This window comes from Chrysiogenes arsenatis DSM 11915 (assembly GCF_000469585.1).
GTDB classification, from domain to species: domain Bacteria; phylum Chrysiogenota; class Chrysiogenetes; order Chrysiogenales; family Chrysiogenaceae; genus Chrysiogenes; species Chrysiogenes arsenatis.
This window is the reverse complement of sequence record NZ_AWNK01000009.1, coordinates 23,092-46,025: the sequence shown is the minus strand read 5'-3', so window position 1 is coordinate 46,025 and position 22,934 is coordinate 23,092. Positions and strand designations below refer to the sequence as shown.

At 49.4% G+C, this 22,934-nt stretch carries 17 protein-coding genes; 9 read left to right on the top strand and 8 right to left on the bottom strand.

Annotated elements, in window-relative coordinates; translation table 11 throughout:
* Positions 1–31: 31 nt before the first annotated feature.
* From argC to P304_RS0107920, 3 genes are read right to left on the bottom strand one after another with little or no spacing between them, the layout of a single operon-like run.
* The gene (gene argC / locus P304_RS0107930; protein ID WP_027390109.1) at positions 32–1,069 is read right to left on the bottom strand and encodes an N-acetyl-gamma-glutamyl-phosphate reductase; all 1,038 of its coding nucleotides are present in this window, start codon (positions 1,067–1,069) and stop codon (positions 32–34) included.
* A complete protein-coding gene (locus tag P304_RS0107925; protein WP_027390108.1) occupies positions 1,066–2,046 on the bottom strand; it encodes a Tim44 domain-containing protein in 981 nt (326 codons plus the stop codon). Before P304_RS0107925 ends, argC begins: the two co-directional genes overlap by 4 nt.
* Before the next feature lie 15 nt (positions 2,047–2,061).
* Positions 2,062–2,451 carry a Rid family detoxifying hydrolase gene (locus P304_RS0107920; RefSeq protein ID WP_027390107.1) on the bottom strand — a complete coding sequence of 130 codons (390 nt, stop codon included), beginning with the start codon at positions 2,449–2,451 and terminating at the stop codon, positions 2,062–2,064.
* 133 nt (positions 2,452–2,584) lie between these two features.
* Here P304_RS0107920 and P304_RS0107915 point away from each other — a divergent pair, with 133 nt between their 5' ends.
* Genes P304_RS0107915 through P304_RS0107905 form a run of 3 tightly spaced genes read left to right on the top strand, consistent with a single transcriptional unit; the run spans position 2,585 to position 4,829 of the window.
* Positions 2,585–3,016, top strand: a complete 432-nt coding sequence (locus tag P304_RS0107915) for a hypothetical protein (protein WP_027390106.1) — start codon at positions 2,585–2,587, stop codon at positions 3,014–3,016.
* Positions 3,004–3,894, top strand: coding sequence for a hypothetical protein (locus P304_RS0107910; RefSeq protein WP_027390105.1), 891 nt, complete (start codon positions 3,004–3,006; stop codon positions 3,892–3,894). Before P304_RS0107915 ends, P304_RS0107910 begins: the two co-directional genes overlap by 13 nt.
* Complete coding sequence (locus P304_RS0107905) at positions 3,885–4,829, top strand: hypothetical protein (protein ID WP_027390104.1); 945 nt, start codon at positions 3,885–3,887, stop codon at positions 4,827–4,829. The genes P304_RS0107910 and P304_RS0107905 overlap by 10 nt, the downstream gene beginning before the upstream one ends.
* 48 nt (positions 4,830–4,877) lie before the next feature.
* Here the strand turns inward: P304_RS0107905 and metH are convergent, their stop codons facing one another.
* Genes metH through P304_RS0107885 form a run of 4 tightly spaced genes read right to left on the bottom strand, consistent with a single transcriptional unit; the run spans position 4,878 to position 12,340 of the window.
* Positions 4,878–8,300: a methionine synthase gene (gene metH, locus P304_RS0107900; protein ID WP_027390103.1), complete on the bottom strand. Its 3,423-nt coding sequence runs from the start codon at positions 8,298–8,300 to the stop codon at positions 4,878–4,880.
* Between the two features lie 43 nt (positions 8,301–8,343).
* Positions 8,344–9,858: a hypothetical protein gene (locus tag P304_RS0107895; RefSeq protein ID WP_027390102.1), complete on the bottom strand. Its 1,515-nt coding sequence runs from the start codon at positions 9,856–9,858 to the stop codon at positions 8,344–8,346.
* A gap of 37 nt (positions 9,859–9,895) precedes the next feature.
* Positions 9,896–11,134 carry a sensor domain-containing diguanylate cyclase gene (locus P304_RS16200; RefSeq protein ID WP_051321524.1) on the bottom strand — a complete coding sequence of 413 codons (1,239 nt, stop codon included), beginning with the start codon at positions 11,132–11,134 and terminating at the stop codon, positions 9,896–9,898.
* A 12-nt stretch (positions 11,135–11,146) separates the two neighbouring features.
* Positions 11,147–12,340: an HD-GYP domain-containing protein gene (locus P304_RS0107885; protein WP_027390101.1), complete on the bottom strand. Its 1,194-nt coding sequence runs from the start codon at positions 12,338–12,340 to the stop codon at positions 11,147–11,149.
* 54 nt (positions 12,341–12,394) lie between these two features.
* On the opposite strand from P304_RS0107885, the gene P304_RS0107880 reads away from it, so the two are divergent.
* Positions 12,395–13,849 carry a flagellar assembly protein A gene (locus tag P304_RS0107880; RefSeq protein ID WP_084417623.1) on the top strand — a complete coding sequence of 485 codons (1,455 nt, stop codon included), beginning with the start codon at positions 12,395–12,397 and terminating at the stop codon, positions 13,847–13,849.
* A gap of 24 nt (positions 13,850–13,873) precedes the next feature.
* A complete protein-coding gene (locus P304_RS0107875; protein ID WP_027390099.1) occupies positions 13,874–14,707 on the top strand; it encodes a Nif3-like dinuclear metal center hexameric protein in 834 nt (277 codons plus the stop codon).
* 2 nt (positions 14,708–14,709) lie between these two features.
* Here the strand turns inward: P304_RS0107875 and P304_RS0107870 are convergent, their stop codons facing one another.
* A complete protein-coding gene (locus P304_RS0107870; protein ID WP_027390098.1) occupies positions 14,710–15,078 on the bottom strand; it encodes a hypothetical protein in 369 nt (122 codons plus the stop codon).
* A 193-nt stretch (positions 15,079–15,271) separates the two neighbouring features.
* Between P304_RS0107870 and P304_RS0107865 the strand changes: the two genes are divergently transcribed.
* From P304_RS0107865 to P304_RS0107850, 4 genes are all read left to right on the top strand, one after another.
* Positions 15,272–18,718 (top strand): AAA family ATPase, encoded by a 3,447-nt coding sequence (locus P304_RS0107865; RefSeq protein ID WP_027390097.1) that lies wholly within the window; start codon positions 15,272–15,274, stop codon positions 18,716–18,718.
* A gap of 69 nt (positions 18,719–18,787) precedes the next feature.
* Positions 18,788–20,227, top strand: coding sequence for a sensor domain-containing diguanylate cyclase (locus P304_RS0107860; protein ID WP_027390096.1), 1,440 nt, complete (start codon positions 18,788–18,790; stop codon positions 20,225–20,227).
* Positions 20,224–21,852, top strand: a complete 1,629-nt coding sequence (locus tag P304_RS0107855) for a thiolase family protein (RefSeq protein ID WP_027390095.1) — start codon at positions 20,224–20,226, stop codon at positions 21,850–21,852. The genes P304_RS0107860 and P304_RS0107855 overlap by 4 nt, the downstream gene beginning before the upstream one ends.
* Positions 21,853–21,857: 5 nt before the next feature.
* Positions 21,858–22,931, top strand: a complete 1,074-nt coding sequence (locus P304_RS0107850) for a polysaccharide deacetylase family protein (RefSeq protein WP_160165035.1) — start codon at positions 21,858–21,860, stop codon at positions 22,929–22,931.
* Positions 22,932–22,934 lie beyond the last annotated feature (3 nt).

Sequence of the window (22,934 nt, the reverse complement as noted above, 5' to 3'; positions counted from 1 at the left end):
TTTACAGTGTACTTAATAGACATTTACTACGTTACAACACTTGTCCACAATGGAGCAATGCTGTCGTTTCCTCTATCCCAAACATCAGGTTCATATTTTGCACGGCTGCCCCCGACGCTCCTTTGACTAGATTATCGATGACACTTATCACGATCAACCGTTGGGTATTTTCGTCGATATGCACTCCGATAAAGCAGTTATTTGAGCCGCGGACGTCTTTGGCATTAGGGAAACAGTCACGCCCGAGAAAATGGACAAAAGGTTCATGTGCACAAAATGTTTGATACGCGTCAACGATTTGGGCAGCGCTCACGCCACCAGCAAGATCTGCATAGGACGTGCAAAGCATCCCACGGCTCATCGGGAGCAGGTGTGGCGTAAAGACCACACTGGGCGCAGTCCCTATCAACTTCCCCATTTCCTGCACTATCTCGGGATGATGACGATGTGTACCAACACCATATGCGCTAAATCCTTCATTCACTTCGACGAAATGGGTTTTAGTGCTCGGTTTCTTCCCCGCGCCACTCACGCCACTTTTCGCATCAATAATCACACGAGGGAGAATAAAGTTATTTTGCAAAGCTGGCGCTAAGCCCAGCAAAGAGCAGGTCGGATAACAACCTGGATTTGCTACCAGTGATGTCGCTTTGATTTTCTCGCGGTTTATTTCAGGCAGTCCATAGACCTTTTGTGATAAATACGCAGCACCGACATGCTCCAGATGGTAGTGTTTGCGGTAGATTTCGGGGCAATCGAGCCGAAAGTCCGCACTGAGGTCGACCACTTTCACACCACGCTCACGATAAGCAACACCATTTGCCATCGCTTCGCCATGGGGAAGCGCCAAGAAAACAACATCGCACTGCGGCGCAATCGCGTCCGGGTCATTTTTCTGAAAACGCAACGAGCAACGACCGGTAAGCGCAGGGTAGTGGTCAATGAGCCGCTCTCCATCCGAACTTTCACTGGTCAGCGCTACCAATGTAACGTCCGGATGCGCAAGCAACAGCTTGACCAATTCTGCTCCGGTATACCCAGTTGCACCGATAATAGCCGCTTTAATCATGACTTTTTATATTCCTCAGGTTGTAACACCGAAATAACCTGCCACGCTTCATCACCTATATTGCGCATAAAGCGCCAGTATTCGGTAAATTGTGCAGGATCCATGCTGCCATCGATAATGCGCCCGTCTTTATCGCAGGTGAAATCGATAACCGAAAAAGTAAACTCAACAGTAATAGAATCGGCACCGGACTGTTGCAGCGCTTCGACAATCTGCGCCGAAAGAATCTCAAGTTGTTCGAATGCGTGTTTCTCTTCGCGTACTTCAGCCTCTTTTTGCAATCGAATAAAATCCTGCAATAAAGCACTATCGAGCAAGAAATCAACTTTTTCAATCTCACGATTTGCATTGGCAGTTTGCAACATCGTAAATGCTTCTTGTGCCCCGCGTAGAAACTCATCTTCGCGGAATCCGGAATCCATCTGGCGAATATGCGCTAAACCGCTTGAGACCGCAGCCGACCGAGCAACATCTCGGTTTTGTGCTTCAGTTGGGCGCACTTCTTCTATTTCGGACTCCGTTAACGGCTCCGCTTGCTGTGGTGAGCCAATGCTCCATGGGTCGCTTTTAGGATCCTGACGGTTTTGCGTTCGACTTTTGTAAGCTTTCACCAAGAAAAAAACCATCGCGCCAAGGAAGATCAGGTCAAGTAGTCCTACGCCACCAGTAGCACCACCAGCCGCGCTGGCTACGCCACCTAAAAGGAGCGAACCGATCATCCCACCGACAAGAAATCCACCGATTCCACCGCCAAAAAATCCAGCACGCGCCGGAGTGCCTGCCTGACGTTGTACTTGCGGCTGCGTTGTTGCAGGGCGCTGTACCTGCGTTGGTTCACTTTTCTTGGGTGTACTGAACATCGGCGAGCTTTGCCGTGGGCCGAAGCTGCCTCCTTTACCAAGGCGTGCAAAACTATCCGTGGCCAGTATCAAAAGTATAAATAAAGAGCTACAGATCATCCAGAATGTTGTTTTCATCAATAGAGTCTCCTATTATTTTGACGTTGGAACAGCGAATATACCTTCGATTTCGACCAGTGCACCTTTTGGTAGTGCTTTCACCGCAATGGTAGATCGGGCAGCTTTTGCGCCGGTGAAAAACTCAATATACACGGCGTTCACAGCAGCAAAATCGTTCATATCAGTCAAAAACATAGTAATTTTTAACCCATTCTCAAGCGAAGTTCCAGCGGCTTGGCATACGGCACGAAGATTCGTTAGGCATTGACGTGCCTGAGCGCTCACATCCCCCGCAACCATTTCACCAGCAAGATTCAGTGGGATTTGGCCAGAAGCGTACAACACACCATTGTACACAATTGCTTGCTCATATGGCCCCACAGCTGCGGGTGCTTGGTCAGTTGCGATAATCTGCTTGTTCATAAAATCATCCTCCGGTAGTATCATACGAAACAGTGGTGCTATTTCTAACTGTTCGCTGTGTGAGACGCAACGACTTTCTTGTATACAACGCCATTTCTTTCTTTATACCTACTATTTTGAGAGGTTCTACGGTATGCAAAAAACGACTCTTTATGGATTCCTCCTCTGCGGAGCGCTGCTTAGCGGCTGCGGCGGTGGGGGAGGCGCTAACACCGTTCCGCCCAAGCCAATCACATCAAATCCGACCCAATCAGCCTATGTTACGAGCATGGCAATCGGCTCTCAGATTCCGTCAACGCCAGGTGTTGGCACGGTTACAACGCTGAGCGATGTATCTGAGGTGGCGAATGGCAGTGGAGACGTGCAAGCGTCAGGGCAGATGGTTACTTCGTCCGGTAATTATTATTTGTATACGGTCAACACGCTGGCCGCAACGGGCGAAAAGTATGGATCAGCTATTTTATACAGTGCTGATGGGACGAAACTTGATTATGAAATTGTTTTTCATGGTGATCAGGTGACCATTTGCACGCAGTCGAGCACGGAGGCGTTATGCGTGCAATAATGATTACTCTCTTTTTGTTTGCCGGATTTTCTTCTGTCTTAGCGTTTACGATGACCGATACGCAAGAGAGCTTACGCTATATTGATGGACGAAGTATTCAGATTAACACGCTTGAACTTACAAATAGCGATGTTGCTGCCATCGTCACGACTCAGGGCGTTGTTTTGCGCGATGCAAGTGGTGCGAGCCCTGGCGTAACACCCACGGGGGACGTGATTCGGGCGAATATTGATTATGGCTGGAATCAGGAACAAAAATGCTTTGCCCCCGAAAGAGTGCAGTTTCTTAGCCCACCAAATCCAGAGGGTGAAATGTGGACAAGCGATTCCCGTTTTGAAATAGATTTACGGGGATTGTTTACTATCAGCACACGCACGAAGGATTCGCTCCATTTTCTGGATGCGGAACCAGAAGAAATTCCGAAAGAAATTATCCCGAATATTCATAATAAACCGTTGTATACCTATCCGAAAGGGGCGCTGTATATCAATATTGGGCATGATAATTACACGACGCTCTTCTCCCAAGTTCTTGCTCGCTATGAAAAAGAGTACGCAGAGAAGATTATTTCGACATCGTTTACCCCAAATCCTGGCTATCTCGCTGATACCAGATATGTGATGTGGGAAATGAGCGGAAAAGAGAATCTTGTGGATACGGAGCTTGACCGAATTTACGCCGACTCATATCGCCGTACTGCTGTTATATTCCCCAAAATAATGACCACGAATGCTTCGCTGCGTTGCACGTACTTTATACTCGATATGAAGCATTCCAATAGTTATGACTATGCCAATACGGTGGACGGTGAAAACGAAAATCGCGTCAACACCCTGCTGTATACTTTTGCGCCAAAGGTGGAACCGCTATGCCAATAATTATTAGAAGTATCGCTCTTTCACTCGCTCTGTTCAGCGCTTCCGCATATGGAATAACACTTGATACGGCTGATTCAACCTCATTGTTCGCTATTTCATCATCGCGCATCGGCATCAATTCAGTGCAGTTTGACAGCACTGAACTTTTCCCGGTCTATAGTGAAATTGAAACATCGGAACTGCCAGGCCCGCCAGTAAAAATTATCTATGAACGTGAAGTCCGGCTGATGCTCTCGCTTGCAAATGATACTTACGAGCTGGCCATCTACCGCGAAACGTCTGAAAACGAAAACTTCACCCCATCGACCAACACTTTCGACCAAAACACATTGCAACCGGTAAGTTTGCGTATTGCCCCTTCACATGAAAATGCATGTCTTGAGGTGCGCGAAGTCAGCTTTTCTCCGTTGCCGCTGCCCGTTATCATTCCTGGCGTCGCAACAGGCATGCTTCCTGAGCCATTTTCGTATCAAAGTGGGATTTTTTCGACGGCTAATTCATCGATTCGCACCCCGTTTTTATATCACTACCAAAATGGCACCACACATGTCCTCGTACGAATGAGTACAAACCGTGTTGAAAAAGCCAATCAAACGAAAACATCCGGTAACTTTGAGCGCCTTTTTGCAATTACCACAGCTAAATTTCAGTCGTTGAGTCAAAATGCTGAACTTCCTGAAATGGGGATGGCGACCTCCATACGCAAAGTCAACACAGACGATATGGAAGTGTACAGCTTTTTTGCCGTCAAAGGGGATGGACGTGCCATCCGCACAGATCTCCTGTGGATTCCCTATATTTTGCAAGCCGGAACGGGCTTCTATATAGAGGCAACCGCCGAAGGTACGGGGGTCACTCCTTATGGAGTCGCTTCCAATGCCAATCAATTTCTCGTGTCGATAACGCCGGAAAGTAAATATTTCGGTCGTCGTTAGTAAAAAAGGCCGTATCCTCTGCGATACGGCCTTTTTACTCTCAAGTAGTTAAAAATACTTTGCCTGTGGATGGTGGAGCACGACACACGATACGCTTGCTTCTGGATCCATCATGTCGCTTTCGGTTAATGTTATGCCAATTTCTTCCGGCGCAAGCAGAGCAAAAATATCGCGTTGCCGTGCCATGTCGGGAATTGCTGGATAGCCTGGAGCATACCGCCGCCCACGGTATTTCGCGCTGAAAAGTTCCTGTTTGGAGTGCACACAACACTCACCAATGCCCCATGCCGCCCGTAAGCGATAATGGAGCCATTCGGCAAAGCCTTCTGCTAGTTCGAGCGCCAACGACCAAATAATATGACTGCGTAAATACTCGCCCTGATCTTTTGCCGCCAAAGCTAATTGAGAAAACGTTGCTCCTGCTGTAACGGCCATCAGCGCGAGGTTGTCACCACCCTCGGCACGGTGGTAATCGGCCAGCGAAATCCCCTGTCGTTCATCGCGCGGGAAGCGAAGTTCGCGTTTTGTCGCTTCGCCCACATAAATCGTAACGGTTTCCGGCTGCGTCCGTTGCGCACGGTAATACTGATAGACCCCTTGCAGTTGCACCGCAGGATTTGCTACCAATTCATCGAGTAACACCTGCACACTGTCGCGTAATTTCAGCGCTTTCGGATCACCGCTCTCAAGCGCTTGCGTGTACCCTTTGAAGCCAAGGTGTTTGCCAAAAAGCATGGCAGGGTTGATATACTCAAAAATCTCACGAATTTGATCTCCTTTGACCGTCACGATGTGTCGCTCAAAATCCGGCGGAGTCGGTGGCGTTATTTCGGCAATGGTCGCCGGTATTGTTGGCGTAACCTGTGGCGTGGCTTTTTTACTGGAAGCTCTGGCTTGACGCACTTCGCTCAGTTCCGCTTCAAAATCAGCACGCAAGTTTGGATCAATAAGCCGCTGCGCCGTGGCAAAACACTCCATCGGATCTTTACTGTAAATAACCGTGCCGTTATATTCCGGCTGAATACGATTGGCCGCGAAGTTTTCTGATAACGCCGCACCACCGACGAAAATCGGAACATTGATCCCAGCATCGCGCAAGTCTGAAGCGGTCGCTATCATCTGTTGTGCCGAGCGGACGAGCAATCCGCTTAAACCGATAAAGTCCGGCGAGTGTTCACGCACTGCCGCCAGAATCGTTTCAGATGGGATTTTAATCCCCAGATTGATCACCTTAAAACCATTATTTGTCAGGATAATATCGACGAGATTTTTTCCGATATCGTGCACATCGCCCTTGACCGTTGCCAGCACCATCGTGCCACGGTGTACCGTTTCGGATTTATCGAGTTTCGGCGAAAGATAGTCGACTGCGGCCTTCATTACTTCGGCAGATTGCAACACTTCGGCAACAATTAACTGGTTTTCATTAAAGAGTTTACCGACCGTCGCCATCCCTTCCATCAACGGGCCATTGATAATTTCAAGCGGGCGATATTTGGCACAGGCCGCTTCGAGTCGTGCCACTAACTCCTCTTTCGATCCTTCAACAATATTACTCACCAGTTTTTCTTCGATGCTGAGGTGTTCATTATGCACCACACTCTTGGCCGCCGCCGAACGATCCTTGAACTTGGCTGCCAAAGGAGTGATCGGATCATCGGTTCGCGCAAAGAGCAAATCTTCAGCCAATTGTTTATCTTCCGGCGCAATTGAGCTGTAGCGCACCATCATTTCGGTGTTGATGATCGGCATATTTAGCCCCGCATCGACACAGTGATGCAGGAATATTGAATTGACAATTTCGCGTGCGGCGGGTGGCAGACCAAAGGAGACGTTCGAAAGCCCAATCGTGATATGACAACGTGGAAACTTCTGGCGTATCAGGCGGATAGCGTCAATCGTTGCCTTAGCCGCCAAGCGGTAATTAACATCACCGGTCGCCACGGGAAAGACGAGCGGATCGAAGATAATATCTTCCGGCTGCAAGCCATAGTGCTCCGTCAAAAGTTGATAACTGCGCTCGGCAATCTCCAGTTTCCGTTCAACGGTCACTGCCATACCATGTTCAGGATCTTCGTCGATCGTCCCCACCACAACAGCGGCTCCAAATTGCCGGATCAAGGGGATAATCTGCCCGAAACGCTCTTCCCCCTGCTCAAGGTTAATCGAGTTAATAATGCCGCGCCCTTGGCAATATTGCAGCGCCATCGCAATCACCGCCGGATCGGTGGAATCGATCATCAGCGGCACTTTCACACGATGCATGAGCACCGAGAGAAAGGTTTGCATATCGGTAAATTCATCACGATCAGGATTAGCAAGGCAGATATCAATGATATGTGCGCCTGAGCGCACTTGCTTCCGCGCCACTTCAACCGCTTCGTCTATATTCTCATCCGCAATCAGCCGTTTAAACTTGCGCGATCCGATTACGTTCGTCCGTTCACCAATCAAATACAACTCACCAGCCTGCAAGGGGAGGTAGTCGATGCCCGATAACCCATCGGGACGGCGCGCTGGTGCGCAGCGGGGTTGTTGATTGGCAATAGCATGGCTCAATGCTGCAATGTGTTTGTCGGTCGTGCCACAGCAACCGCCCACAAAATTCAGCCAGCCATGACGGGCAAAATCAACAATTTTAGCGGTAAAATCGGCTGGGGATTGCTGATAAATTCCCTGCTCATCGGGCAGACCCGCATTCGGCACACACGCCACACCACAGGTTGCCATTTCGCTCAACGTGCGAATATGGTCGGTCATAAACTCCGGCCCCGTGGCACAATTCAGACCAACATAGAGCAGTGGATAATGACCAATCGCGGTATAGAGCGCTTCCACCCCTTGACCCGCCAGCATCGTTCCCATCGGTTCAATGGTGATACTGACGGCAATCGGTGCTTCCAACCCCGTTGTCTGCATCGCCTGCGTACAACCGATCAAGGCTGCTTTGAGGTTCAGCGTATCCTGCCACGTTTCAAGGAGCAGATAGTCGACACCACCGCGCAGTAAGGCGGCGGCTTGATCGGCAAACGCCGTGATAAGTTCAGCGAACGTGATGCCACCCGTAATACACAACGACTTCGAAGTTGGCCCCATAGAACCGGCGACAAACCGTGGTTTTTCTGGTGTAGAATACTGTTCCGCTATTTCACGCGCCAAACGTGCCGCCGTAACGTTGAGAATTTCCACCTGATTTTCGAGTCCATATTCGCGCAGGACAACCGCCGTACTGCCAAAAGAATTCGTTTCAATAATATCGGCACCCGCCTCAAGATAGCGGCGATGAACATCCTGCACGACATCAGGGCGCGTCAGCACGAGGTGCTCATTGCACCCATCCAACGCTTCACCACCAAAATCAGCTGCCGTGAGCTGATAATTTTGTAAAGCTGTTCCAGTGGCACCATCAAGACAAAGAATAGCGTTTGCGGCGCACTGTTTGAGAAGCGCACCGCGTGGTTGAAATGACATGAAAGCTCCTGAATAAGGGATGTAACTCCGGCGGATTAGACTCTTACCGGAATAGATTTTTTATATTGACTCGAGACCCACCTTTGCCAATTGACATCAGTTGCGTCTCTAGTTCCTTGAGTGAAGTACGTTGATTGGTAAAGTGCTGTTGTAAATTTTGCATGTCACTCAGCTCTTGGCGTAGCGTTTGCAAATCGCCACTCGTTGCGCTGGTAATGGCGCTTTGTATTTTACCTTCCCACTCTTTGCGCTGTTGATTGAGAGCGTTATTTAATGCCTGTCCCGCGATTTGGTCAATTGCGGAACGAATCCGCAAAGCATATTGATCCCAGTTGCCAGTCAGTTCAGCTTCAATTGGTACTCTCGGTTGAGCCTTAAGCGCTCCCTGTAGTGCTCTGGCTACCAGTGGTTGCGATACAGTGATTTTATCGGCAAAGGCTTGCGAGGCAAGTGCACCGTTAAATTTTGCTCTGATATTCGCCGCGCTAAACTCCCCTTCGCCGCTCAGAGCACTGAGGATGCCGAAGTTTTCCGCATTAAGCAGTACAGCAACGGGAGTGCTCATCACGGTTTCTGTGCTGATACCGCGCACTGTTAGTGCAAGTGTGCCACCGTCATGGCTTGCAGTTGCATTTAATTGATTAACAAAGACCACCCAAGGGTTTTCGGATGGCGCTTGTGGTTCTTTCGCTTCAAAGAATGGCGCCAGACGCTCAACCCACGGGCGAATTTCCTGACCAAGGAGAATTTCACCTAAGGCAGTTGCCCCAGCGGCATTGAAAGGGAAACGTGTTTTAATGGCCTGCAAGTCAGCCGCTGGCGCTTTGGATGCCGCTAGCGCCAATTGTTGCCAACGGGCTACATCACTCCGAAATTGCTTTTCGGTAGAGTCAAGTGCCTGAAACTCTCCCTGCACCTCTTTCAGAATTTGCTGCGCCTCGCTGATAGCCTGAACCGTTTTCGCAGCTCCACCGGACGCATTGGCGCGGATATCATCCGTCCGTTTTTTCCAAGAATCTATTTTTGCGGTATTTGTAAGTTGCGCGACATTCGCCATCCATTGTTCTTTACCACTGGCAAGTTCATCTTGAAGCGCCTGCACAACACGCAGTGTTTCAAGATCAAGTTGGGCGATAATTGTAGCGGGGTCAGGAAGTGTCAAAGAAAGTGCAGGCATTCTTGGCGCGGCAGAAACACCTGGAAGTGCGCCTGAGTGTGCGCGATCGGTGTTAAATAGTAAATTATCAAGAAACGCTTCGGGAATAACCACTTTTTGTTGAAAGAGGGGTGCGATTTCGACACGGGCAGCAATGCGCTTCGCTTCAACCATATTTTTCATGGGGTTCGTCGGGTCGGTCGCTTGGACGCCAAACAGTTCAACACCGACAGGGAAAAACGTCATTGATGCACTGGCAACATCAACTTTCGCTCCCAGCTGCTTGGAACCTTCCGTTTCAACAGCGAGTTTAATCACAGAACCGGCATACATCTTGACTGCCACAACAATAATCACGACAAGAGCAAGAAGAATGCCGACTGTACGACTTACGGTACGCATACGAACCTCCGATTGTAAGTAAATAAAAATAAAACGTCTAAACAACTATCACAATATTTCGACCACTCCCTTTTGCTTCGTACAACGCATCATCCGTGCGACGGATAAAGTCATCCTCCGAATCACTCAGACGGAATTGTGTTACACCAAAACTGGCGGTTATATTGCCACAAGCAAACACTCTTTTTTCAATGGCACAACGGATGCTTTCTGCTTTTGCTGCAGCATGTTCTTTCACCGTATGTGGCAGAAGAATAATAAATTCTTCGCCACCCCACCGTCCCAAAATATCTGAGGTGCGTATATGTGCTTTCAGCAGTTTTGACATTTCAACAAGCACCTGATCGCCCACCAAATGGCCAAAATTATCGTTAATCGGCTTAAAGTGATCAATATCAATCAGAATCATCGATAGCGGGACATCGTAGCGGCGCGTCCGCTCAATTTCCCGCGTGATGGAATCGTTCAATTTATACCTATTATACAGTTGGGTAAGCGGGTCGGTCATGGAAAGTTGCCGCACCTCGTACAGCTTAATCAATGTTTGTTCCATCTCTTTTTGGCCAGTGATTTCTTCCATCACAAAAAAATACCCATTCGATTTGGTTTGTGATGGGGAAACGTAGGCGGGTGCAACAGCGGTATACACCCAATAGAGCGTGCCATCTTTTTTACGAAGCTTCAGTTCACCGGACCAGCGCGGATCTTCTTGTATAGTTTTCCACCAACGGGTAAACGTCCGTTGCGGCATGTTCGGGCGGCGAATAATACTCATCGGTTTTCCAATCAGGTCAACCGCTTCGAATTCCGAAAGTCGCAAGAAAGCCGAGCTGGCACTGATAATGCGACCAAATTCATCCACGCGTACCATCATCACCAGTGTATCAATCACGTCAATATTGTCATAGAGTGACCGATGCGCGAGATTGCACGACATAGCCGTTTCGGTTGAAGAAACTTCGCTAATCGTTAACACTTTGCCATTCTCTATCAGTTGCGTATCAATTTGATACACGGTAATAAGACCCTCTGCGTGCTTGATTCGCGCCATCAACGTTTCATTCTGATCAAAAGTCTCTACTGATAAATCCTGTCCATCAATATCAGTAAACAGCTCGCTAACGCACCGATGGTTCAGCGTGCACTCTTCAAGGGAAGAGAACTGTGGAAATACCTGAAAGAACCGGCGGTTCGCAAAGACCAAAACATCCCGCTGATACACCAGTATTATACTTTTTTGAGCATCAAGAGCACTATAGAGCAGTTGCTTGTCCATTTTCTCCCTCACTCAAGGCATAAAAAGGAAGCTCGATACATCCATTCCGAACTTGTCGGGGTCAAGCGCCTTAACAATCTGCACATCTTCAAGATCGGCAAGATTGATTTGTGTTAGATAGTTCTTTCTCTTTCCTTCGCTACCCATTACCAGAGTTACCCGCGGTAAAAGCGGATCGTCAGGGTTCGGGCGATTCACAATACCCACTTCACCGTTACTCAGTTCGACGAGCGTACCGATAGGGAAAATGCCGACATTGCGAATCAGGACTTCAACCAGATCGCCCTGAAACGCCACATTCCTTTTACTGTTTAGCTCAGAAAGCGCTTTTGTCGGACTAAAAGAACCCTTGTAGCTCCGCTTTGATGTCATGGCACAATAGGTGTCAGCCAGTCCAATGACGGCACCACCAACCGATATTTCAAAACCCTGCATGCCGCGCGGATAACCGGTGCCATCAAACCGTTCATGATGATCAAGTACGTTCGTGAGCACTCTATTGGAAAAGCCTTTCGTCCGCAAGAGCTTTGCGGATACCAGCGGGTGGCTTTCGATAATTTTTTTATCTTCGGCAGAGAGTTTACCTGGGTTTTTTGTCAATGAATCAGGAATCGAATACATGCCAATATCAGCCACTAATGCAGCAATAACCGTATCGATTATCTCTTCTTGATCGTTGGTGATTTGAATACTGATTGCAAGGCTGACGATAGCCCGGTTGAGCGCATGCTGTACCGATTCATGCTGACGCATATTGGTGCGCGACAGAATCATTAAGGCGCGATAGTTGCGCCGGTAAGTTCCTATCATTTGTTCAACTTTAAGCCGAATGGTTTTTTCAGGGAGCGAAGGGTATTTCCCAGCTATCACTTGCGTGCGTGCGACATTCAGCATAGAAGCCAGCACAAGATAGGCCTCTTTGCCATTTTTAAATTCAATCTGGAGAGGAGTATCTTCACGCAACTCCACAGTAGTGGAGTCAGGCAACGCAAAAGGGATCCCTGCGCTCTCTTCATCATCGACCACAGGCATATGAACTTTAACATGAGGTATTTTTAACTGCTCAAACTGCATGATAAGCGCATCGGTTAAGCGGGCTTGCGATGCGACAACCAAAAGTCCGTCTGGAGTATAAATTGGTTCGGCGGTAATTTGTCCAGGCAGTAAATCGTCAACAGAAATCAAATATACGCGTCGATCGCTCATCTCGTCCGCCATTTTTTTCTGAATTTTTACCAGAAAAAAGATATAACACAGTTTATGGCCTATCGCATTAGCAAATCTTTATATGAGAGCGAGGAGATGGCAAACAGCATCACAATAAATGCCGCAGCTTCAGTTACCTATACCAAGCATTCGCTGCAGGCCATTCTCACTATTATTTGCCCCGATACTCAGGAAAAACGTGCCGATTTTGTCACGCCAAACCTCTGGCGCTGGGCAGCAGAAAAATGCCGTATCGAACCACGCTATGTCAAAAATTTATCAGAAGATATCGCCCGTTTTGCGCGGGAGGCCAAGAGCGGTGAGCAAAGAGATTTTATCCTCGCTCAGGGTGTTGCTCCGCAACATGGCGCACCATCACAGCTCGTACTCCACGTTGATTTCAACATGTCGCCAGGAAAAATTGATCCTAAAACTGGCGTAATGGACTTTAAAGAGCGCGACCTCGTCAAAGAAGTTGAAGAAGGCACCCTTTTACTGGAAGTACATAAGCCAACACTTGGAATCGCCGGAGAGAATATTTTTGGCAAAGAAATTGAAGCGAATGATGGCGATGAGCGCACGTTAGTTGAGCTTGATGGCGGAGTGCGCGTGGAAGAAACTCCGTTAGGAAAAAGTTATTTTGCTGCCATTAAAGGGGTAGCACTCTTCTTACGCACCAAGCTCAGCGTTAGTCAGGTACTTCGAATTAATCAAGATGTCGATTATAGCACAGGTCATATACGCTTTGATGGATCCGTCGTTGTCTCAGGGAACGTACTGGGGGGCTTTCGCGTTGAAGCGAAAGGAGATGTGCTCATAGAAGGATTTGTCGAGTCCAAGGCCGTCATTGAAGGGAATAACGTCGTCCTGAAAAAAGGGTGCTATGGGATCGTGCACGCCCGTCGCAATCTGCAAGCCTCTTTTTTAGAACGTGCCACGGTTAGTGCTGGACGATCGATAGCGGTTAAAAAAGCGCTTCGCTCACGTCTTACTGGACAGTCAGTTGATATCGATATGGTTACAGCCTCTTACGTTACGGCGTATGAGTCATTAAGTATCCTTGTGGTGAATCCTTCGGACATGGTACCCACTCATCTGACGTTGCGCTACGACCCGAATGTACTCGAATGGCTCAACCAGCTCCGCAGTGAATATTCCAATATCAAATTCCGGCAGGAACTCCTTTCTTTGCAAATGACTGACCTGAAGGTCGATCATAGCAAATTACTGGCGGGAGAGCTTGATTTGACGCGCCTCTCGCACGATCAACAAAATATCGCAAATCTATTTTTGAAAAACTTTCGCCTCCTCAGGCGTTTTCGTTCGGCAATTAAAAGCACCATGAAAAAGTGCGTCGGAACGATCAATATTCCTGGGAAAATTGCTGCTATGACCGTAATTGATACCTATGGGCTGCAGCAAGTCATTTTCACACCACTCACCGGTCGCACCTACTCGTACAACCCCGAACTTCACGAAATAGTTGAAGGCAATGGCCGTATTGATTAACCAAAAAACAGTGAAGGATACCGCATGCCTATTAAAACCAGCACGCTACTGCACCACTTCGACACCATCGCTCCACTCTGCCTGGCACAGGATTGGGATAACTGCGGCCTCCTGATTGACGCTCCCAGCCCAACTGTCTCGAAAATCTTTCTCTCTCTCGAACTCACACGTGACGTTTTTGATGAAGCCGAGACCAGTGGCGCTGAGCTGATTGTCACGCATCATCCCGTGATTTTTCGCGGACTCCAAAAAATTGTCGCATCAACACCGGAAGTCGCTGTCCTGTGCCGTGCGCTACGCCAAGGAATTGGAATCTATTCCGCCCATACCAATCTGGATATTGTGCCCGGCGGATTATCCGACTATCTAGCACACCTCATTGGCGCGACCATTGAAGGAGTATTAGAAGAGATAACCGTTGCGCCAGCACATGCCGAAAAACTCGCCCGTATGTTTGATACTCAAAAAATATTCGGCATCGGCCGCATGGCACGGCTGGCAACGCCTGTTTCACTGGCCACGTTGTGCCAGCAAGTCAAACACGCCCTGAATCTCCCCTACGTGATCGCGACGCAGGCGAACGACAAACCGCTCCAGCGCATCGCGATTCTCACGGGCTCCGGTGGCAGTGCGGTGCAACAAGCGGCACGCAAAAAGGCGGATGTCTACCTCTGCGGCGACATTAAGTATCACGATGCGGTGTGGGCACGCGAAAATGGCCTCAATCTTATTGATTGCGGCCATTTTGGGAGTGAGTATATTTTTGCTGATCTGATGGAATCACTGCTAACACCGCTCAATCTTCCCCTAGAAATGGTGAAGAGTCAGCGTTGCAGTAACCCATTTCAACTTTTTTAGTCTTAACGATACGCTGGATACTGCGGCGGCATCGCTCCTACCGGATGCGACTGAATCGTTGGCAATTGCCCCGGCATTACCGCCCCAACTGGCTTAAACGCCTTCCGTTTTTCGTACCGAATGACCGGCACATAGACCTCGGTTTCCTCGTACGCTGGCTGTGGGGTGTAGGAATACGTCGCGACGGGTGGTTGTTGATAGTATCCGGCTTGTTGGCCACCATAGTACATGCTGCTGGCTTGCGGATAGGAATACTGAGGCGCTGGAGCGACCATTCCGCCCATCGGTGGCGAAGGTGGAAGCGTTTTGGCTGTATTGGCAAGAGCCACCGAGCTGAACAGGATCAAGCCTGTAATAATCAAAGTGCGCATGATTTCCTCCTTGAAATATGCTGACAACTCAAGCGACGACGATACGCACCGCTGCCTCACTTGTCGGCACTTTCTCCCGAAAACATAAGCCACTATTGCCAAGTTCGTAGAGCGATGTTTTATTTTCGTGAAACCACCGCGCTTTTATAGTATCTATACACCTGATTTCCAATATCGCTGATGAGAGTGCTGAGTGAAGTTTAAACGTCTTGAAATCCGTGGTTTCAAATCATTTGCCGACAAAGGGGTGCTGGAATTCCGCGATGGAATTACCAGTATCGTTGGACCAAATGGTTGCGGCAAAAGCAATATTTCCGATGCCATCCGCTGGGTAATGGGTGAGCAAAAAGCCAAAGATTTGCGCGGCACCAGTATGAGCGATGTTATTTTTGGTGGCACGCAACGCCGCCCACCAGCCGAAATGGCGGAAGTGAAACTTCGCCTCGTCTCTGAAACCTTCCCGCACCCTTATAACGAATTCCAAGAACTCGAAGTGATCCGTCGCCTCACCACACGCGGTGGCTCTGAATATATGATTAACGGCACCGCGGCGCGTTTACGCGATGTGCGGAGTATTTTTCTCGATTCCGGCGTCGGCACTCGTGCCATGTCGATCATCGAACAGGGACAAATCCACCAAATCGTCACCTCACGGCCACAAGAGCGGCGCGCCGTTATAGAAGAAGCGGCAGGAATCAATAAATTTAAAGAGAGTAAAAAAGAGGCGCTCACCAAACTCGAAGGGGTGCGCACCAATCTTTTGCGCGTGCAAGATGTGACCGAAGAAGTCCGTAAACAATACAACTACCTAAAAAACCAAGCGAGCAAAGCCCTCCGCTACAAAGAATTGGTAGCGGAAATCTACGAACTCGAAACACAAATCCTTTCCAAGCAATACCACGATAACAGCGCGCGCCTGCAAGCGTACCTTGAGCAGGCCAAGCAGACTGCCGAGCAACGGACAACGCAACAACAGCAGATGGACGATCTCCAAAAGCGTTTGAGCACCGAATACGCGCACATGACTCGTCTGGAAGCGAAACAAACATGGCACCTGAAGCAGCAAGAAGAACTCACGCGCGAGCATTTACTCCTCACACAAAAGCAGGAAAGCATCACCCACTCGCTCACGCAATTTGACACCTATGCCGGGCAAGAATCGGTAGAGTTGACCGAACTTGACCGGATGCGCGAAGCACTGGAAGGCGAAGTCGAACGATTCCGCGCCAAAGCCACCGAGAACCAAAGCCGTCAGCAAACCTTGCGCGAAGAGATGGAAAAACAGGAGAAAGCGCTCCTGATGAAGCGCAAAAAGCTGGAAGGTCTGCGCGAAGAACTCGAACTCGCACGCAAAGATTCGTTTACCGCCAAGACCGAAATCACCAACAACCGCAACCGTGTTATCGACCTGGAATCCGCGTTAAAACAAACCGTTTCTGACATCGAAAAATGTCAAAAAGAAGAAAACGAAGTCCGTCAGGAAGTAGCGACCGCGACCGACGAACATCATCAAGCAACCCTCGCCCTCACTGAGATTGAGACGGAAATTGCCGCGTTGCGCGAGCAAATACAGGCGGCTGAAGCGGCGAAAAATGCCGCTGCCGAACAACTCGACTCGCTGCGACGCCAACAGGGCGAAGCCAAAGGAACCCTGTACGAACGGCTCTCGCAAAGCGAAACACTGAAAAAAATGATTGCCAAAGCGCAGACAGCGCCACCCGACGAACACCAAGGCGACGTACTGAGTACACTCAAAATTCGCCCCGGCTATGAAACACCATTTTTCACCCTCTTGGGAGCCGCCGCCTACGGATACATTGTTGCAGACAGTTTTCAAGGTGAAGGGGCACAGATTGCGACGGGCGCTACCACTCAACCGGTAACAATAGACGGCGCGCAGCACATTAGCACCTTGGTCGACGAACAACCCCCATTTGCGTTTCCGCCGAATCTTTACTATGCCGACGCTGCCGCCAGCCTCGCCAGACAGCATCCCACCGCAATTTTTGCGAACCAACAGGGGGTTCTCTACCACGCGAACTGTTGTTTTGGTGCGGGAACGGGTGCCGCAACCGACATTTACGCCCTGCAAACGCAGCTCATCACACTCGCAAGCGAGATTGCTGACGCCGAACAGGTTGTGCAGCGCCTTGATGCAGAGCTCATCAATGGCGAGGCTGCCACCCGCACCAGCGCAATGGCGGTGGCGGAACTGCAACACCGCACACAAAGTTTGGCACCAGAAGGCGATGCTCGTCGCCGCACCGTTGCCGAATATGCGTCGCGCCTTGGGATGTTGCAGCGCCATCTGGCTACCATCGCGCATGATCGTGAACGGATCGAAAGTCGTGCGGCACAAGCCAACGAACAAATCGACGCGCTCAAGAAAAAAATCAAAGAGTTCGGTTCGCGCGAACAAGACCTTGAGTTTGAACTCGAAGATATCGCCCATTCCATCGAGTATATCCAACCGGAAATCGAACAGGAGATGGAAAACGTCAATAACTCGCGCATCCGCCTAGCGCGTATCGAAGAAATCATTCAGGCGGAAACCTATACGCTGAAGGACAAAGAGGCAAAACTCGACGACACCACTACGCGCATCGCGGCTTTAACGACCCGTATGGCCGATTTTCGCCAGCGCGAAGCCGATGCCAAAACCGAGATGGAACAAATCGCCACGCGCCTAGACGTGATTGCACGGACGTTGGACGAAAACAACACCATTTTGCAAGAAGTGAATGGCGAACTCGACCAAATGGGCGAAGAGGCCAAAAGCTTCAAAGCACGGTTAGCCGCCTTCCGCGACTCACTTGCCAAGCTCGAGGAGAAAGCCAATGCGGTTCACCTCGAAATCGAACGCCATAAAATCCTCCTCGATAACCTGACCCGTCAGGCAGAGGAAAAATCCATTGAGTTGGTAAATCTCGAACGGTACGCCCTCGGCCCGGAACTCTTCGACGAAAAAGAAGCAACGATGGAGCTGGGGAATTTGCGGGGAAAACTGCAATCGCTTGGCAGTGTCAACCTTGATTCGATCGACGCCTACCAAGAGATAGAAAACCGCTATACCTTTATGATAGCGCAACAAGAGGATCTGGAAAAAAGTGTCGCTACGATTGAAGAGGGAATTAACAAAATAGATCAATCGACTAAAAAACGTTTTATGGAAACCTTTCATGCGGTTAATGAACAATTCCAGATCGTTTTCCCGCGCCTATTCCGTGGCGGCACAGCGTACCTGAAGCTCACCGACGACGATGTGCTGGAAGCCGGGCTCGAAATCATCGCCGAGCCACCCGGCACACGCCCGAAAACACTCAACTTACTCAGTGGCGGCCAAAAGACACTGACCGCAGCAGCACTCATCTTTGCTATTTTCCTTGTGAAACCGAGTCCATTTTGTTTTATGGACGAAGTTGATGCGCCGCTCGACGACTCCAACGTTATCCGTTTCAGCGAAATGGTCAAAGAGTTGGCACACGGCACACAGTTTGTTATCATCACGCATAATCAGCGGACGATGGAAGCGGCTGATCGGCTTTACGGTGTGACGATGGAAGAACCCGGTGTCAGTAAAATCGTCAGCGTCGATTTATCTATCATCGACGAACACTTTATGAAATCGGTCGCGGGATAGTTTCGCGACCAGGCGCTGCGCCACCAAAAACTCGATACAATGACCTCGTACCCTCAGGAGCGATCGAACGTGGATATCAATAAAGAACTCGACCACCTGATAAAAATTATCGCCTCGGTAACGGATGCGTTCACAGCAGCCTTTTTTGTGGTCAACACCTCGTCAACCCAACTGAAAATGGTTGCCAGTCATAGTTTGAGCAAAAACCTGCTGCCCAATGCCGTTGTCCCTGTGGAAGATTCCTTTCTGGGCGTCATCTATAAGTACGGCAAAACGTATGACATTTCCAAAGTGGATCGCGACCTCAGCCGCTTCCCCTATTATTCGCAGACTGAAGATATCAAGTCATTCCTTGGTATTCCGGTATCCAATCGCGGCATTCTCATTATCGATTCAAAACGGCAGTTTGGTTTTAATGATCGCGACAAAAAAATATTGAACATGTTTGCGGAACAGATGGGACGCGCCATTTACAACTATCAACGGTTCATGTACATGGACGAAAAAGCGGGCTATTTTGATATCCTGTATGCCTTCAGTAAAATTCTTGGTGAAGGGTACGATCTCAATCTTATTCTGATTAAAGCCATCCGCCTGCTCTGCGACACACTGCGGATCGAGCACGGCTTTTTAGCCGTGGTTGATGAAAAACAGACCAGTTACACCATCACTTTTTCGACTGAAAAAAGCTTTTACGAACAAGTCCATCCCAACGTACCGATTGGCGATGGTTTGATTGGCTGGGTGGTACAAAACACTCGTCCCTTACTGCTGGGCAATATCAAACACAGCTCGAACGCTACCTGCGTCTACTCACGCAACGAGGACTGCCAACTGCAATCGTTCCTTGGTTACCCTATTTTGCAGGCGGGAAAAGCCGTTATGGTACTGGCACTGGCTAGCCCGGAAGAAGAATTTTTTAGTCCAACCGATCAGGCGACGCTGCAATTTATTGCCAATTACGCCACCATTACCCGCGAATACATTAACCTAAAACAGAAGTTCAACGAAACCGATCCTTTTACGAAACTCTATAATGAAAAATACTTTCGCCGTATTTACGAAACACTTGCCAAGAAAGATGGCACGGTGCAAGTTGCTTACATTGAAATGCTGCGCGTTGATAAGCTTGTCAAGAAATATGGCTACAGTACTATAGAAAAACTGTTGCGGAAGTTTGCTTCGTGGCTCGAAGAGATTTCATACTTTGGCATGGTCGTGGCGGCCTTTAAGCCAGGGCAATTTGCCGTCGTTATTCCAGCGGATTGCCCGGAACAAGATCAACAACGCTACTTGCTCTCCTTACGCGAGCACGTCGAAAAAGAGATTATTGAAGTTGATGGCAAGGATTTCCCGGTAACGTTTCGGATGGCGTTAGTGACCGGCAATTCCAGCGTCAGCGCCGAAGAGGTCATCGGTCATGCACAGGGGCGGATTGTTTCTCTGGAACGCACCGCCTCAAGCGAACGCACCCGCGAACCACAGCGAGAGAAAGAAGGAAATCAATGAGTATGTATCGTGGACGAAAAGTCTATGTCGCCGCTGCTATGTCAAGTGAAGTGGGGAAATATAACGGTCGCGAAAAAGAGAAGCTCGACTTTTTTGCTTTGGCTGAACAAGCCGAGCAAGTCTTCCTGAATAGTCCGATTGACAAATCGCAAATTGATGCTGTCGTCGTCGGCTCACAGAACCCTTTTGCCTTTAACGGAGTGGATAACCTCGGCGCAAAAATTGCTGGTATTTTGGGTATTTCGGGTGCAAAAAGCATTCTGCTTGACACCGCTTCCAGCTCTGGTGCCAGCGCGTTTGAAAACGGCTACCTTGAAATAGCTTCTGGACGCTATGAAAACGTCCTTGTGATTGGCATCCAAAAAATGTCCGATATTTCGACCGAAAATGCGACCAAGATCATCGCTGGCGTTATTGATAAGGAAGAGAGTGAGTACGGGCTGACCATGCCTGCCTGTGGCGCCTTGGTAGCACGCGCCCTGATGCATGAAAACAATTTATCCAACGAAAAATGGAGCGAATTCAGCGCCAAACTCACGGCTCGCGCGCATCACTATGCCGCACAGAATCCGAAAGCGCATAACAACTTTCTTCTCCCGACGGAGCAGTATTTCTCTGATATTGCTGAAGGGAAAAATTACCTGTATTACGAACCGCTGCGCTATCACGATTTCTGCCCCATGAGCGATGCCGTTTCGGCGTGTATTCTGACGGCCACACCGCAAGATATCATCGTTGCTGGCGTCGGTTCAGCGACTGATATTCCAACGATAGCAGAACGGACGTCGCTCACCACTTTTCCCGCAACCGTGATTGCGTCGCGTCATGCATATGGCATGGCGGGTATTCGTCAGGTGCGCGAACTGGAAAACCGCGTTCACATCAATATGCACGATCCTTTCAACGGTTTTGGCCCGATCAATATGGTCGATCTGGGCTTTAGTGATCGCAGTGAACTCTTTACCTTCTTGCTTGACGAAGCGATCTCCGGTGAAAATGGCCGCTTTGCCACGAATCTGACTGGTGGTCTGAAAGGGCGCGGTCACCCTCTCGGGGCGACTGGCATGGTACAAATTGCTGAAAACTTTGACATTCTGCGGCAGAACAATAGACTAAAGGTCGCCATCAGCCATTCGATTGGTGGCCCGATCAATAATAACGTTGTCATCATACTTGAAAACACCGTGCACTACGAAAACCGCCCCAACCGTCCGTTCCGCCCGACCGATCTGCCCAAAGCGAACCAGATGCGCCCGAAGCACATCTCGCTTGAAACCTTGTTTAGCGATCAGCATGAAATTAAGGCGCGCATAGTTGCCAGCACCAGTAAATTCCACTGGAAAAGCGGCACACCGCAAAACGTGCTGGTCGTTTTTGAGGCGGCCTATGAGAAGAAAAATTACCGTTTCTTGATTGGCACCGGCCCAGAAAACTATGAACATCTCACGCACCTGAAACCCGGCGACAGTATGATGCTGAACCGTAACGAAAGCGGTGCGATGCTTATCAACGAAGTTCCTATTATGCGCGTGTATCGCAAAACGATGGATGGTGTCGTGCGCGTGGCTGACAAGTATTTTGATAAGTTGGGCAAGATACTCAAGAAAGATGGGCACAAAGAATGAAATCCTTGGCAGTCAGTTTTTTTTATAGTGTGCTTTTCTGCTGTGCTCTCGGTGTGGTGCAGGGTGGATATGCGACGACACAATCTGACGAATATCCCAGCGCGGTGGTGTTTATGTATCACCGTTTTGGCGAAAATATACACCCTTCGACCAATGTCACACATGAGCAGTTTGCCGCGCATCTTGCGTACCTTGCACAAAACGATTTTTCTGTGTGGCCACTGGAGCGGCTGATTGCTGCGCGTACTCATGGAGAAGCGATTCCACCGCGCACCGTATCAATTACCATCGATGATGCCTATGCGTCTGTCTACGTGGTAGCATTCCCATTGCTGCAACAGTATCAATTCCCGGCAACGGTTTTTGTGCCAACGGATGCTATTGATAGCAACCTTCGTGGTTATATGAGCTGGGATCAGATGCGCGAAATGACCTCGCACGGAATCGTGTTCGGCAATCACACCCTGAGCCACACCTCATTTGCCGAACGCGGAGCACAAGAAAGTGACAGCGAATATCATGCCCGCATTCATCGCGAAGTGGAGGGCGCACAACAACGAATCGACCAAGAACTTGGAACCCAACCACGGCTTTTCGCCTACCCATATGGCGAGTACCGTTCTGAAGCCCACGCCATAGTGACCGAAATGGGGTATTTTGCGTTCGGACAACATTCAGGAGCCATTCCTGCAGGAATCAGTCCAGTACCACTCCCTCGTTTCCCCATGGCACAGCGCTACGCCCAGATAGATGAGTTTGCGAGAAAAGCACGTACCGTAGCACTACCAATTCAAAAGGTAGTGCCTCTTTCGCCATTGTTACTCTCTGGCAGCGGCGCGACACTCACACTTCAAGTCAATCAGGCAAGCCCGTTTCGCTGGAATCAAGTGGCATGCTTTACGTTTGATGGCACACCTCTGACGATGAAGAGGCCGGAACCGGGGATATTTACCATGAGCACCAACGCCCCACTTGTGAGTGCAACGCAGAAACGAAACCGCTTTAATTGCACGGTTCCAATGGCCGACGGGAGTGGTCGCTACGGATGGTACTCGCACCCTTGGATACGCCAGAACTGAGTG